Origin of the sequence: Streptomyces sp. NPDC004111, from assembly GCF_042874215.1 — a bacterium.
GTDB lineage: Bacteria > Actinomycetota > Actinomycetes > Streptomycetales > Streptomycetaceae > Streptomyces.
Genome location: NZ_JBIAMU010000033.1, coordinates 49637 through 62552, shown reverse-complemented (window position 1 = coordinate 62552; position 12916 = coordinate 49637). Strand labels below are relative to the sequence as shown.

General features: G+C 72.8%; 11 protein-coding genes. 3 read left to right on the top strand and 8 right to left on the bottom strand.

The window, feature by feature from the left end; translation table 11 throughout:
• The 3 genes from ACFYVL_RS41570 to ACFYVL_RS41560 form a co-directional block, all read right to left on the bottom strand.
• On the bottom strand, positions 1-939 hold the full coding sequence (locus ACFYVL_RS41570; RefSeq protein ID WP_389254763.1) for a GNAT family N-acetyltransferase: 939 nt from the start codon (positions 937-939) through the stop codon (positions 1-3).
• Positions 940-1114: 175 nt separating this feature from the next.
• Positions 1115-1351: a sumo domain-containing protein gene (locus ACFYVL_RS41565; protein WP_389254761.1), complete on the bottom strand. Its 237-nt coding sequence runs from the start codon at positions 1349-1351 to the stop codon at positions 1115-1117.
• A gap of 119 nt (positions 1352-1470) precedes the next feature.
• A complete protein-coding gene (locus tag ACFYVL_RS41560) occupies positions 1471-2340 on the bottom strand; it encodes a S1 RNA-binding domain-containing protein (RefSeq protein WP_389254758.1) in 870 nt (289 codons plus the stop codon).
• 208 nt (positions 2341-2548) lie between these two features.
• On the opposite strand from ACFYVL_RS41560, the gene ACFYVL_RS41555 reads away from it, so the two are divergent.
• The gene (locus ACFYVL_RS41555; RefSeq protein WP_389254756.1) at positions 2549-4783 is read left to right on the top strand and encodes an alpha-galactosidase; all 2235 of its coding nucleotides are present in this window, start codon (positions 2549-2551) and stop codon (positions 4781-4783) included.
• A gap of 109 nt (positions 4784-4892) precedes the next feature.
• Here the strand turns inward: ACFYVL_RS41555 and ACFYVL_RS41550 are convergent, their stop codons facing one another.
• Complete coding sequence (locus ACFYVL_RS41550) at positions 4893-5669, bottom strand: MerR family transcriptional regulator (protein ID WP_389254754.1); 777 nt, start codon at positions 5667-5669, stop codon at positions 4893-4895.
• Between the two features lie 209 nt (positions 5670-5878).
• Here ACFYVL_RS41550 and ACFYVL_RS41545 point away from each other — a divergent pair, with 209 nt between their 5' ends.
• The gene (locus ACFYVL_RS41545) at positions 5879-7108 is read left to right on the top strand and encodes a serine hydrolase domain-containing protein (RefSeq protein WP_389254752.1); all 1230 of its coding nucleotides are present in this window, start codon (positions 5879-5881) and stop codon (positions 7106-7108) included.
• 13 nt (positions 7109-7121) lie between these two features.
• Here the strand turns inward: ACFYVL_RS41545 and ACFYVL_RS41540 are convergent, their stop codons facing one another.
• Positions 7122-8180, bottom strand: coding sequence for an NAD(P)-dependent alcohol dehydrogenase (locus ACFYVL_RS41540; RefSeq protein ID WP_389254749.1), 1059 nt, complete (start codon positions 8178-8180; stop codon positions 7122-7124).
• Between the two features lie 117 nt (positions 8181-8297).
• On the opposite strand from ACFYVL_RS41540, the gene ACFYVL_RS41535 reads away from it, so the two are divergent.
• Positions 8298-9200, top strand: a complete 903-nt coding sequence (locus ACFYVL_RS41535) for a helix-turn-helix domain-containing protein (RefSeq protein ID WP_389254747.1) — start codon at positions 8298-8300, stop codon at positions 9198-9200.
• A gap of 53 nt (positions 9201-9253) precedes the next feature.
• Here ACFYVL_RS41535 and ACFYVL_RS41530 read toward each other — a convergent pair whose 3' ends face one another.
• The 3 genes from ACFYVL_RS41530 to ACFYVL_RS41520 are packed head-to-tail and all read right to left on the bottom strand — an operon-like array spanning position 9254 to position 12845.
• Complete coding sequence (locus ACFYVL_RS41530; RefSeq protein ID WP_389254745.1) at positions 9254-10243, bottom strand: hypothetical protein; 990 nt, start codon at positions 10241-10243, stop codon at positions 9254-9256.
• Complete coding sequence (locus tag ACFYVL_RS41525) at positions 10240-11499, bottom strand: MFS transporter (protein ID WP_389254742.1); 1260 nt, start codon at positions 11497-11499, stop codon at positions 10240-10242. The genes ACFYVL_RS41530 and ACFYVL_RS41525 overlap by 4 nt, the downstream gene beginning before the upstream one ends.
• The gene (locus ACFYVL_RS41520) at positions 11499-12845 is read right to left on the bottom strand and encodes a discoidin domain-containing protein (protein WP_389254740.1); all 1347 of its coding nucleotides are present in this window, start codon (positions 12843-12845) and stop codon (positions 11499-11501) included. The genes ACFYVL_RS41525 and ACFYVL_RS41520 overlap by 1 nt, the downstream gene beginning before the upstream one ends.
• Positions 12846-12916 lie beyond the last annotated feature (71 nt).

The following is a 12916-nucleotide window of genomic DNA, read 5'->3' as shown; positions in this document are numbered from 1 at the left end:
TCACCTCCCGTTCTTGCGGCTCTCCGTACGCGCCAAGTGCTGCCAGCGGCGGTCGATGCGGGTCAGTTCGCGAAAGCCCGCCGAGAGCAGCAGGTCCGTCGCGCCCCGGTCGTCGGCCGTCTCGTACGCGACGAGGCGGTCCACACCGCACAGACGGAGCCAGTCCGCGGCGCGGGCGAGCAGCCAGTGCGCCAGGCCCGCAACGGAGTTGGCCGGCTCGATGTGCAGATTGCCGATGTCGGCGAGGCCCGTGGCACGGGTGTGGCGCTCGGGGCGGGCCAGGGCCGTGTCCACCTCGACGAAGCCGACCGCGCTCCCGTCGGCGTACGCGGTAAACCTCGTGCCGCACTCCCCGAGGGTGCGCTCGGCCGTCACCCCGGGCAGGGGCTCGGCGGCGGGCAGGTCGGCGGTACGGGCGATCAGGACCACCTCCGTGTCGCCGACGTGCCGGAAGCCCGCGTTCTCGTAGAGCGCGCGGATGTGCGGCCAGTTCCGGGGCAGCCCGTGGACGACCGGGGCGGGCAGCGCGCCCGAGGCGTAGCGGGCGCGGACGTTCCAGCGCGCGAACAGCGCCAGGCAGGCGGTCATCAGCAGTTGCGCGGCCTCGCCGGAGTCCGGCCAGAAGGAGGCCGCCGGACGGAAGACGCACCAGTCGATCTCGCCCACGTCCCGGTAGTCCTCGCCCACCTCGGCGTCGGCGCGGTAGCGCAGCAGGTGGGCGGCGGCCACCACCGTCCCGCGCTGCTCCGCGACGAGCGTGGCCCGCTCGCCCACCCAGGAGTCGGTGATGAACTCGTCGGCCTGCCGCTCCAGGCTGCTGAGCACGGTGTTGACCGAGACACCGACGCCGGGAACGACGGCGGCGACGTGCTGGTTGACCAGTTCGGTGAGCTGGTCGCGGTCGTCGCGGTGGAAGGGGCGCACGGTGAGTGCGGACATGTGGGGCCTCCGGTGGCCGGGCCGTCGGATCGACGGGCAACTGTCACGGGGCCGCCATGCGATGCGGTACGCAGCCGAGCGTACACGGGAGGCGGGAGCGGCACCCGGGAGCGTCGGCCGGCCTGCCCGGCCGACGGGCGCCGGGCGGCGGCAGCCGCCCCGCCCCCACCCCCGGCTACTCCCCGCTGGTCGTCGCCGCTTCGATCAGGTCGTCGTCCTGCATGCCGAGTTCGTGCGGTGTGGACGTGGACAGCAGTCTGTCCCCCCGGTAGGTGAAGCGCAGCACGCCCTGCGGCTGGTCGGTGCGTTCCGCGAACGCGTGCATGACCTCCTGCAGGGGGTCCGCCGTATCGAGGTGGAACGTACTGTCCTCGCCGCCCGCGTCGCGGACCCGGAGCCGTATCTCGGCCATGGAAACCTCACCTTCCCGATCGAACGGCCGGCGTCGGCCGTCAAGATCGCCCTACCCGTTGCCCACCGTGCGACTCCTGTACGGGGGTTCCGGCTCGGGGAGGTACGGAGGGCTCTGTTTCAGCGGGGTTTCAGCGGGCGCGATGGTGCTGCGGGGGCGGTGGGTCCCGGGGTGTGGGCCAGGCGTGAGGAGAGGCGGATCCTTCGCCGCTCGCGGTCGACCTCCACGACGACGACGGTCGTCCCGTCGCCGACGCGGACGGCCTCGTCCCAGGTCCCGGCGGGCGTGGGGACCGTTTCGTCCCGGTGGACCAGCCCCTCGATCCCGGGGGCGATCTCCACGAAGAAGCCGAACGGAATCAGTTTGGTGACCCGGCCCCGCAGCCGCTGCCCCGCGTGGGTGCGGTCCGCGAACTCCTGGAACGGATCGGGCCGCGTCGCCCGCAGGGAGAGCCTGGCCTCGCCGTTCGTCGTGTCGAACTGGAGGAACTCGCACGTGATGCGCTCCCCCACCGTCACGACGTCCGAGATCGCCTCGAAGCGCGGCCAGGCCAGCTCCGCGACGGAGATGAACCCGACCCCGGGGAAGACCGGGTGGCCGGGCCCGTCGTCCAGCGCCACGAACACCCCGAACGTCTCGATCGACGCGACCTCGCCCGAAAGCCGCTGCCCCGTACGGAGGTTCTTCAGGAACGCCCAGAGTTCGGGGTTCTCCGTCGCGGCCGTGGACAGCCGCACCACCCCGCGCTCCGGGTCGACGCCGATCACCTCGGCGGAGATCCGGTCTCCGTCCGAGATCCCGGTCCCCGGAAACCGCCCCCAGGACCGGTCCAACGCCCCGACGACACCGAGCGGTTGCGCGGGAAAGCCGTCCAGGAGCACCGCCGTGCCGCTTCGGGTCACTCCCGCCACGATGCCGCCCCAGATGTCACCGACCCGGATCGCTGTCAGGAATTCCCGGGAGGATTCCGCCCTCGGCGCCGTGTTCACAACTCCCAGCGTCTCACCGGCCGGTGGTCCGGCCGACGGCCGGGTGGGGCGGACCGGTGCGCGGGTGCCTGGCCCGGGGCAGTCGGCGGGACGGGCGAGCCGGGGTGGCCGCCCTCGGCGCCCTGTCCGTGGCGCCGTATCGCTCCTACACTCGGGCCGCCCCCGATCCCGCCCCGCGCCCCACCGTACGGAAGGACCAGGAAGCCCTATGCGTGATGCGTCCGCCCCTGCCCCGTCGATCGTTCATCTGCGCTCGGCGGGGTGTTCGCTGCTGGTCGAGCAACCGGTGGGGCGGCTGCCCCTCGTGCGGCACTGGGGTGCGGACCTCGGCCCGCTCGATGCGGAAGCAGCCGCTGTCGCCTGCGAGTTGGCGGCGCGGGGCGGTCGGCTGCCCGGTGCGCCCTACCCCGCGTCCGCCTCGGTGGTACCCGAGCCGTGGACGGGCTGGATGGGGCGCCCGGGGCTGATCGGCTCCCGGCAGGGGCGGAACTGGTCACCGGCGTTCACGCGTTCCTCGCTCGCCCTGGAGGGTGCCGATGTCACGGGGTACGCGGAGGCGGGTGCGGCTACCGTGACGGCCACCGCCGTCGACCCGGAGAGCGGGCTGCGGCTCATTGTCCGGCTCCAGATGCTGGAGTCCGGGCTGGTCCGGATGCGCGGTGAACTGGTCAACGAGGGCGGGGAGAACGGGGAAGGGCCGAACGAGGACGGGGAGAGGGAGGGCGGGGCGGGCGGGCGCGGGGAGTTCGCGCTGGAGGAGCTGACCGTGCTCCTTCCCGTGCCGGCGCACGCGACCGAACTGCTCGACTTCACCGGCCGCTGGGGGATGGAAAGGCAGGTGCAGCGCCAGGAGTTCGGGGTCGGCACGCATCTGCGGGAGAGCCGGCGCGGCCGGACCGGTCTGGACTCCGCGTACGTGCTGCACGCGAGCGAGCCCGGCAGCGACTTCGCGCGCGGTGAGACCTGGGCGGTCCACGTCGGGTGGAGCGGCAACCACCGGCACCTCGCCGAGCACGACAGCAGCGGCGTCCGGATGCTGGGCGGCGGGGAGCTCCTGCTGCCCGGCGAGGTCCGGCTGGCCGAGGGCGAGCGGTATGCCGGTCCCTGGGTGTACGGGGCGTACGGGGACGGGCTGGACCGGGTCGCGCACCGCTTCCACGACCATCTGCGGTCCCGCCCGGGGCATGTCTCGCCGCGGCGGCCCGTCACGCTGAACACCTGGGAGGCCGTGTACTTCGACCACGACGCGGACCGGTTGGTCGAACTGGCCGGGCTGGCCGCCGGCCTCGGCATCGAGCGCTTCGTGCTCGACGACGGCTGGTTCGGGGCGCGCCGCGACGACCGTGCGGGGCTGGGCGACTGGACCGTGTCCCGCGACGTGTGGCCCCGGGGTCTGCACCCGCTGGCCGACGCCGTCCGCGGGCACGGCATGGAGTTCGGGCTCTGGATGGAGCCGGAGATGGTCAATCCCGACTCCGCGGTGGCGCGCGCCCACCCCGAGTGGATCATGGCGGCCCGTACCGTGCTCCCCGTGGAGGAGCGCCACCAGCACGTACTCAACCTGTCGCTACCGGACTGCTACCAGTACATACGCGATCAGATCTGCGCCCTTCTGGACGAGTACCCGATCGACTACCTCAAGTGGGACCACAACCGGGACCATGTCGAGGCGGGCGTCCGGCCGTGGGGCGGGGTGCCCGGCGAACACGCGCAGACCCTCGCCGTCTACCGGCTGCTGGAGGAGATCAGGGCCGCCCACCCCGGTCTGGAGATCGAGTCCTGTGCGGGCGGCGGCGGCCGGATCGACCTCGGCATCCTGCGACTGACCGACCGGGTCTGGGTGTCGGACGTGAGCGACCCCCTGGAGCGGCAGCGGCTGCGGCGCTGGACCGCCCAGCTGCTGCCCGCCGAGCTGATGGGCGCACACGTCGCCGCGCCGCGCTCGCACACCACCGGACGGCGGCACGACCTGTCCTTCCGGGCCGCGACCGCGTTCTTCGGCCACTTCGGCGTGGAGTGGGACCTGGGCGCCGCGTCGGCGGCGGAACGTGCCGAACTCGCGGACTGGATCGCCCTGTACAAGGAGCACCGCGAACTGATCGGAACCGGCACGATGTGGCGCGGCCCGGACCCCGCGCCCGGCATCTGGACGCACGGCGCCGTCGCCCCGGACCGCTCCGAGGGGCTCTACGAGATCGCCTCCCTCACCGCGTGCGGGCCCGGCACCCTGCCGCACGCCCGCCTGCCCGGACTCGACCCGCACCGCCGCTACCGGGTACGGCCGCTGCTCGCGGGCACGGTGCCCGCGGGGTTCGCGCCGCCCGCGTGGTGGGACAAGGACGGCACCGAGTGCACCGGGTCCGTGCTCGGCCGGATCGGGGTGCAGGTCCCGGCCATGCACCCGGAGCAGTCGGTGCTGGTGCACGTGAGCGCGGTGGGCTGACGGCGGCCGGTGCCGGGGTCCGCCGGTGGCCGGGTCCTCGGCACCGGCCCGCGGGAGCGGTGCGGTCGGTGGAGCGGGGTCTCGGTGCCGACGGGCGTGCACCCTGCCGTCACCGGTGCGGGACCTCGATGCCCGCCGCGCGCAGGTGGGCCTCGACCAGGGTGTTGAGCCGGGCGATGGACGGTGCCAGGTCCTCCCGGTGGTGGTTGACCAGCCCGTACCTGGCTTCGCCGTCGGGCCCGTCGTGGAATCCGGCCGGCGTCTCCAGCAGGGCCCGGTCGGCCAGCAGCCTGTCGGCCATCGCGGAGGCGAGTCCGGCGATCCTCGAATCGTGCGGGTCCCAGGACCTCGCGTCGAAGCAGAGCTTGGTCACCTCGACGAACTCCGGGTCCTCCAGGGAGTGTTCGAGCCGGTTGAGGAAGCTGTCGAAGAGCTGCGGGGCCAGCGCCCCGGCCAGTACCAGGGCCTCCCGCTGTCCGGCCACGTACTCGGGGTGGAAGCCGAGGCCGGCGAGGCGCTCCAGCACCGCGCAGGCACGGTCGGGCAGCAGGGCCCGGTCGCCGTGGTCGAGGCGGTCGAGCCGGTCGCGGCGCGCGGTCAGGTCCTCGATCTGTTCGGTGAGCCCGCGGCGCACCTCGACGAGGGTGGCGGCGAACCGCTCGGGACCGGCGTCCAGCAGCTCGGCGATCTCGGCCAGCGGCACGCCGGACGCGGCCAGGGTGCGCACCTGGACCAGCCGGTACAGGTCCGCCGACCGGTAGCGGCGGTAGCCGGAGTGGTCGCGTTCGGGCTCGGCGACCAGGCCGAGCCGGTGGTAGTGCCGCACCGTCTTGATCGTCACGCCGACATGGGCCGCCGCCTGGCCGATCGTGAGTCCGTCCGCCATCGGCCCGGCACGCCTCCCGCTCCTGGGCGGCCGAGGCCTCCTGACGGCCTGCCCGCTCACCCGGGGCGAGGGTAGCGGGCGAGGGTACGGCCCGGCCGGTCGGCCCCGGGGAGTTGACCTTGACCCTGGGTCAAGGGTGCAGCCTCTGCGTACGGCCTCCACCGCGGGGCCGCTCGGCGAACAGGCCGCCCCGAACAAGGAGTTCCGTGATGGAAACGAAGAACAGCCACTTCTCCGAAGCCGGACTGCGCAGGCTGCACGACGTACTGGCCCGGCACGTCGGGTCCGGGAGGATCCCCGGGCTCGTCGCCCTGGTGAGCCTCGGCGGCCGGACCCACGTGGAGGCGCTCGGCACGATGCGCCACGACGGCGGCGCGCCGATGGCCCGGGACACGATCTTCCGGATGGCGTCCACCTCGAAGCCGGTCACGACGGCGGCGGCGATGGTCCTGCTCGACGAGTGCAGACTGCGGCTGGACGACCCGGTCGAGGAGTGGCTGCCCGAACTCGCCGACCGGCAGGTGCTGAGGCGGCCCGACGGCCCGCTGGACGACACCGTCCCCGCGCACCGGCCGATCACCGTACGGGACCTGCTGACCTCCACGTTCGGGCTCGGCATGGACTTCGAACTGCTGGACTCCCCGATCAGGGCGGCCACCTTCGAGCGGACCGACTACAGCGTGGCCTCCGGTCCTGCGCCGGAGCCCGACGTGTGGATGCGCCGCCTGGGCGAGCTGCCGCTGTCGTACCAGCCCGGGGAGCGGTGGCAGTACGACCTCGCCCACGAGGTGCTGGGCGTGCTGGTGTCCCGGGTCGCGGGCCGGCCGCTGGAGGACTTCCTGCGCGAGCGGGTCCTCGGTCCGCTGGGGATGAAGGACACCGCCTTCCACGTGCCCGCCGACAGTATCGACCGGCTGCCGCCGCTCTACGGGCCCGATCCGCGGACCGGGGAGTTCCTGGTGTGGGACGAGGCGGTGGGCGGGCGGTCCTCCCGCCCGCCGGCCTTCCAGGGCGCCGGAGGTGGGCTGGTGTCCACCGTCGACGACTTCCACGCGTACTTCCGGATGCTGCTGAACGACGGGATGCACGAGGGCGCACGGATCCTGTCGCGGCCCGCCGTCCGCATGATGACCACCAACCGCCTCACCCCCGTGCAGCAGGCCGCCCGGGACACCATGTACCGGGGGATGGCCCACCTGACGGTTGGTCAGGGACAGCACGGGGGCTGGGGGTTCGGTATGGCGGTGCGCACCAGGCGCGAGGACTACGCGCCCGTCGGCCAGTTCGGCTGGGACGGCGGGACCGGCACCACGGTCTACGCCGACCCGGGCACCGGACTGACCGGGGTGCTGCTCACCCAGGTGGGCATGTCCACCGCGGACTCGCCCCGCCTGATGCACGACTTCTGGGCCACGCTGCACCAGGCCGTCGAGGACTGACGGGGCGGGGTCCTCAGATCGTGGCGGTGTCGATCACGAAGCGGTAGCGCACGTCGCTGGCCAGGACCCGCTCGTACGCCTCGTTGATCCGGTCGGCGGAGATCAGCTCGATCTCCGCGCCCAGGCCGTGCTCGGCGCAGAAGTCCAGCATTTCCTGGGTCTCGCGGATGCCGCCGATGCCGGAGCCCGCAAGGGTCTTGCGGCCGCCGATGACGGAGAAGAGGTTGAGCGAGACGGGCTCCTCGGGGGCGCCGACGTTCACCATCGCGCCGTCCGTGCGCAGCAGGGACAGGTACTTGTCCAGCGGGAGCGGCGCGGAGACCGTCGAGACGATCAGGTCGAAGGAGGACCTGAGCTGCTCGAAGGTGGCGTCGTCGCTGGTCGCGTAGTAGTGGTCGGCGCCCAGCTTCAGGCCGTCGTCCTTCTTGCGCAGGGTCTGCGAGAGGACGGTGACCTCGGCGCCCATCGCGTGCGCGATCTTGACGGCCATGTGGCCGAGCCCGCCGAGGCCGACGACGGCGACCTTCTTGCCGGGGCCCGCGTTCCAGTGGGCGAGCGGGGAGTACGTGGTGATGCCCGCGCACAGGAGCGGCGCGGCGACGTCCAGGGCGAGGCCGTCGGGGATGCGCACGGTGTACGCCTCGTCGACGACTATGTGGGTGGAGTAGCCGCCGTAGGTGGGCTCGCCGTTCCTGTCGAGGGCGTTGTAGGTGCCGGTGTTGCCCTGGTGGCAGTACTGCTCCAGCCCTGCCTTGCAGTTCTCGCACTCGCGGCAGGAGTCGACCATGCAGCCGACGCCCACCCGGTCGCCCACGGCGAACCGGGTGACGTCGGAGCCGACCTCGGTGACGATGCCGGCGATCTCGTGGCCCGGGACCATCGGGAAGATGCCCTCGCCCCAGCCGTCGCGCGCCTGGTGGATGTCCGAGTGGCAGATGCCCGCGTACTTGATGTCGATCAGCACGTCGGACGGGCCGACCGGGCGGCGCGGAATGGTGGTCCGCTCCAGGGGTGCCTTGGCAGACGGAGCGGCGTAGGCGGAAACGGTGGTGGTGCTGGTCTGTGCGGTCATGGCATCCACCGTGCCAGCGTCGAAGACATCCACCCAGGTCACCGTCTTGCCTACGTCCAGTGGTCCTACTACTGGCGGGGACAGTCTGGGGTGCGTACGACCCTGGATACTGGAGGCATGGATCCGCAGCCGACGCCCTCCCCCGCCCCCGAGCCCCTGGACGGGCGCGCCGAGCTGAGCGAGTTCCTGCGCACCCGCCGGGCCCGGTTGCAGCCGGAGGACGTGGGCCTGCCGAACTTCGGGCGCCACCGGCGGGTGCCGGGCCTGCGGCGCGAGGAGCTGGCACAGCTGGCCGGGGTGTCCGTCGCGTACTACACCCGGCTCGAACAGGGCAACGGCCGCAACGTCTCGGGCGAGGTGCTGGACGCCATCGCGCGGGCGCTGCGCCTCACCGACGCCGAGCACTCCCACCTCACGCACCTGGCCAAGCCCAAGCAGCACAAGAAGAAGCGGCCGGCCCGCCCGCAGCACGCGCGCCCCGCGCTGCACCACCTGATGGACGCGATGGAGGGCATTCCCGCCTACGTGGTGGGCCGCAGGTCGGACATCCTCGCCTGGAACCGGATGGCCGCGGCCCTCTTCGGCGACTGGGGGGCGCTGCCGCCCGAGGAGCGGAACTGGGCGCGCATCTGCTTTCTGCACCCGGCCTCGCGGGAGCTGTTCGTGGACTGGGAGCAGAAGGCGTCGGACATGGTGAGCTTCCTGCGGATGGACGCCGGCTGCTTCCCGAACGACCCGCTGCTCTCCGCGCTGGTCGGTGAGCTGTCCGTGAAGAGCGAGGAGTTCCGGGGGCTGTGGGCCCGGCACGACGTGCGGGAGAAGGGGCACGGCGTCAAGCGCATGCGCCACCCGCTGGTGGGCGACCTGACCCTGTCGTACGAGACGCTGCGGCTGCCCGACGACCAGGACCAGTCGCTGGTGACGTACCACGCGGAGCCGGACTCGGCGTCGGCGCAGGGGCTGCGGCTGCTGGCCAGCTGGGGAGCGGACGCGACGCGCGCGGGGTCCGCGGGGAAGTAGTGGCCGGGCGGGGCGGGGAGACCCCGCCCGGCGTCGTGGACGGTCCTCGTGCGTCAGCGCACCGAGGCCGGTGAGGAGCCGCCCGGGACGGTGAGGCGGGGGCTGCCGGTGCCGTCCGCGGGGGCCGACCAGATGTCGCTCTTGCGGCCGTCCTCGCCCGGCAGGGCGTAGCCGATGGTGGAGTCGTCCAGCCAGGCGGCCTGGTCGTCGACGCTGCGCGTCTCGGCGAGCGGGTGTTCGCGCAGGTCGGCCAGGTTCAGGACGTACAGCCGCCAGGGTGCCTTGGGGTCGTCGGAGACCTTCTTCTTGAAGGCGATGCGGGTGTTGTCCGGGGAGAGCGAGGGGCACTCGACGTTCTTGCGCAGCGCCTTCGCCGACCACTTCCGCAGGTCGCCCTCGACGAGGTAGGTGCTGCCCTTGGAGGAGACGGTGGCGTAGAAGCGGTTGTCGTCGCGGGCGAAGTTCACCCCCCAGTAGTTGACGTCGGGCGAGTGGTAGCGGGCCCCGTCGATGGTCAGCGGGATCTCCTCGACGGACTTGACCAGGGAGCCGGTGCGCAGGTCCAGGATGCCGGTGCGGGTGGAGAAGGCCGAGGTGGCGTAGGAGTCGCCGGTCGCGAAGGTGGTCCAGGACAGGAGTTGTCCCGAGGCGGACACCCGGGCCCGGTTGGGGATGCCGGCGAGGGTCACCTTGCGGATCTCGTTCAGTTGCCGGTCGAGCACGAGTGCCTGGGTGCGGGCGGGCACCCCGGGCAGCTTGCGCAGGCACAGGGCGCGGTCCCCCGCCGCGTAGAACCGTTCGCAGGAGGGCCCGCCGGCCACCCGCGGCACCTTGCCTCCCGGCTGCCGGGCGACCCGTCCGGTGGCCGTGTCCCGGAAGTACAGTCCGGGCCGGGCGAGGGTGAACGAGGCGTCCGCGTGCGCCTGTGCGGCCGGTGCCTCGCGCTGTCTGGCGTGCAGTACGTAGCCCAGGGAGCCGCCGCCGAGGAGGAGGACGGCGGCGACGACCAAGACGAGGCGGAGCTGCCGGGTGCGGGGTTTCATGGCGCCTCCGGGGCGGGATCGGTGGGGGGCTGCGGGGTGGTGCCCGGGGCGGGCAGGACGCGCCAGGCGGCGACCAGGGCCGCGGCCAGGGCGAACGCCGCCACCCACAGGGCGGGCCCCTGGCCCCAGAACGTCCAGGCCGCCCCGAATCCGGCTGCGCCCACGAGCCGGGCCAGTGCCTGGCCGGTCTGCAGGATCGCGAACCCGCTCGCCCGGCCGTGCGCGGGCAGCACCGGTCCGGCGAGCGCCATCAGGACGCCGTCGGTGGCGGCGTAGAAGATGCCCAGCAGTGCCAGGACCAGGACGAGGGTCGTCCAGGAGACGGGTGCGAGCAGGACGGCGTACGCGCCGAGCAGGGCCGCGTGTCCGCACAGGAAGGGCACCCGGCGTCCGGCCCGGTCGGCGATCCTGCCCGCCGGGACGGCGAGCAGCAGATAGCCGGCGGCGGCGCCGAGCGGCAGCAGCGGGAACAGGGTGGGCGAGAGGTCGAGGCCGCGCTGGAGCAGCAGGTAGAGGAAGGCGTCGCCGATGGTGGCGGCCCCCAGCAGGCAGGCCGCGTACAGGATGCGGCGGAAGGCGGGGTCGCGCAGCGGCCGGTGCTTGACGGGGGCCGTGCGGGCGGCCGGCCCGGCGGCGACGTCGGGGACGTACAGGACGAGCAGCAGCACGCCGAGGAGGCCGACGCAGAAGCTGACGACGAACACGGCGTCGTAGGCGTCGGCGGTCGCCCACAGCACGGCGAGGGCGACGAGCGGGCCGAGGAGCGCCCCGGTGGTGTCCATGGCGCGGTGCACGCCGAAGGAGCGGCCGAGGGTTTCCGGCGGGCCGCTGAGCGAGATCAGGGCGTCGCGCGGTGCGGTGCGGATGCCCTTGCCGAGCCGGTCGGCGGCGAGTGCGGCGGCGATCCCTCCGGCGGCGCCGCCGGCGAGGAGCAGGCCGAGCCGGGAGAGCGCGGAGAGCAGGTAGCCGGCCCCGGCGACCCGCTTGTGCCGGCCGCCGCGGTCGGCGAGCCGCCCGCCGAGCAGCCGGACGAGGGCGGTCGCGCCGTTGAACAGGCCGTCGAGGAAGCCGAACTGGAGTGGGGAGAGGCCGAGGCCCAGGACCAGGTAGAGCGGCAGCACTGCCGTGACCATCTCCGAGGAGACGTCGGTGACGAGGCTGACCGCGCCGAGTGCGATGACGGTGCCGGGGACGCGCCGCCGCACCCCTGCGGGGCGGGGCGGCGCGTCCGGGCGGCCGTTGGCGGCCAGGTACATCAGTGGCAGCTGTACTTCGGGCTGGTGTCCTTGACCTGGCCGTCGGTGTCGACGTAGGTCCAGCTGTAGCCGTTGTCGGTGAAGTCCATCTTCAGCACGCCGTAGGGGCCGCTGATGCGCTTCTGGCTGTTGGGCTGGATCTCCTCGATGTCGTACGGCTCGGCGCCGCCCATGCCGCCGACGATCTCGACGATGCCGTCGGAGACTGCCTTGCCGTCGGCGTTCTGCGGGGCGAACCGCTCGTAGTGGTGGTCGTGGCCGCCGAGGACGACGTCGGCCTTGGCGCCGTACAGGAGCTTCCAGACCGGCTTGGAGACCGGCTGGTTGCCGTGCCCGCCGGAGGAGTAGAGCGGGTGGTGGAAGTAGGCGGCGATGCACTTCTTGCTGTTGGCGGCGAGGTCCGCCTTCAGCCAGTTGATCTGCTCGGACTTGTCGAACGAGTTGGAGTCGAGGGCGATGAAGTGCCAGTTGCCCTCGTTGAAGCTGTAGTAGGTCTTGCCCTGCGGGTAGGCGATGTTGCCGAAGTACGACTTGTACCCGGCGAGGGAGCCGGCCGGGTCGTAGGTCTCGTGGTTGCCGGGCACCGGGCGGGTCTTGGCCTTGAAGACGCCCCAGGTCTTGTCGTAGTAGTTGCGGAAGTCGGAGATGCGGGCGTCGTCGTACTGGTTGTCGCCCATGGTCAGGTAGAACTTCGGGTTGATCTGCTGGGCCAGCTTGGCGGTCTTGGGGTGGGCGCACTTGCTGTCGGACGCGGTGCACTGGGCGGCGATGTCGCCGACGGCCACCACGGTGAAGGCGCCGCTGGGCGGGGTGCCGCCGTCGACGGTGCCGTACACCTCGGCCTCGTACAGCGAGTAGCCGTACTCGGTGCCGCGGGCGGTGCCGTGGACACGCAGGTACCTGCCCTTGCCGGTGAGGCCGGTCAGGTCGTCGGTGCCGCCGTCGCCGGCCTTCTCCTGGGCTATCTGGGTCCAGGTCACGCCGTCCGTCGACATCTCGACGCGGTAGGCCTTGGCGTAGGCGTCCTCCCAGGTCAGCTTGACGCGGGAGACGGTCGCTCCGGCGCCGAGGTCGACCTGGAGCCACTGCGGGTCGGAGCCCTCGGCGCTGGCCCAGCGGGTGGCGGGGTCGCCGTCGAAGGCGTTGCCGGCGGCGTAGGAGGTGGACTCGGCGGAGGAGGCGGTGGCGGTCCTGCCGGTGGAGATGACCGGGTCGGCGGCGGCCCCGGCCTTCCCGGAGGAGGCGAGGAGGAGACCGCCGACGAGCGCGAACACGGCGGCGAATGTGAGGAGGAGGGTGGGATGTCTGCCGTGGGACGGCAGGTGGGCTGAGACGTTCAGGCGCATACCTGGACTCCCTGACGTGGGGGGTGAGGAGAGCTGGACACCTTGGTTCGTCGCCGCCCCCGCGACGGGGG

Coding starts and splice junctions, on each gene's coding strand:
- ACFYVL_RS41555 (WP_389254756.1), top strand. CDS start 2,549: ATGCGTGATGCGTCCGCCCCTGCCCCGTCGATCGTTCATCTGCGCTCG.
- ACFYVL_RS41545 (WP_389254752.1), top strand. CDS start 5,879: ATGGAAACGAAGAACAGCCACTTCTCCGAAGCCGGACTGCGCAGGCTG.
- ACFYVL_RS41540 (WP_389254749.1), bottom strand. CDS start 8,180: ATGACCGCACAGACCAGCACCACCACCGTTTCCGCCTACGCCGCTCCG.
- ACFYVL_RS41525 (WP_389254742.1), bottom strand. CDS start 11,499: ATGTACCTGGCCGCCAACGGCCGCCCGGACGCGCCGCCCCGCCCCGCA.
- ACFYVL_RS41550 (WP_389254754.1), bottom strand. CDS start 5,669: ATGGCGGACGGACTCACGATCGGCCAGGCGGCGGCCCATGTCGGCGTG.
- ACFYVL_RS41535 (WP_389254747.1), top strand. CDS start 8,298: ATGGATCCGCAGCCGACGCCCTCCCCCGCCCCCGAGCCCCTGGACGGG.
- ACFYVL_RS41565 (WP_389254761.1), bottom strand. CDS start 1,351: ATGGCCGAGATACGGCTCCGGGTCCGCGACGCGGGCGGCGAGGACAGT.
- ACFYVL_RS41530 (WP_389254745.1), bottom strand. CDS start 10,243: ATGAAACCCCGCACCCGGCAGCTCCGCCTCGTCTTGGTCGTCGCCGCC.
- ACFYVL_RS41570 (WP_389254763.1), bottom strand. CDS start 939: ATGTCCGCACTCACCGTGCGCCCCTTCCACCGCGACGACCGCGACCAG.
- ACFYVL_RS41520 (WP_389254740.1), bottom strand. CDS start 12,845: ATGCGCCTGAACGTCTCAGCCCACCTGCCGTCCCACGGCAGACATCCC.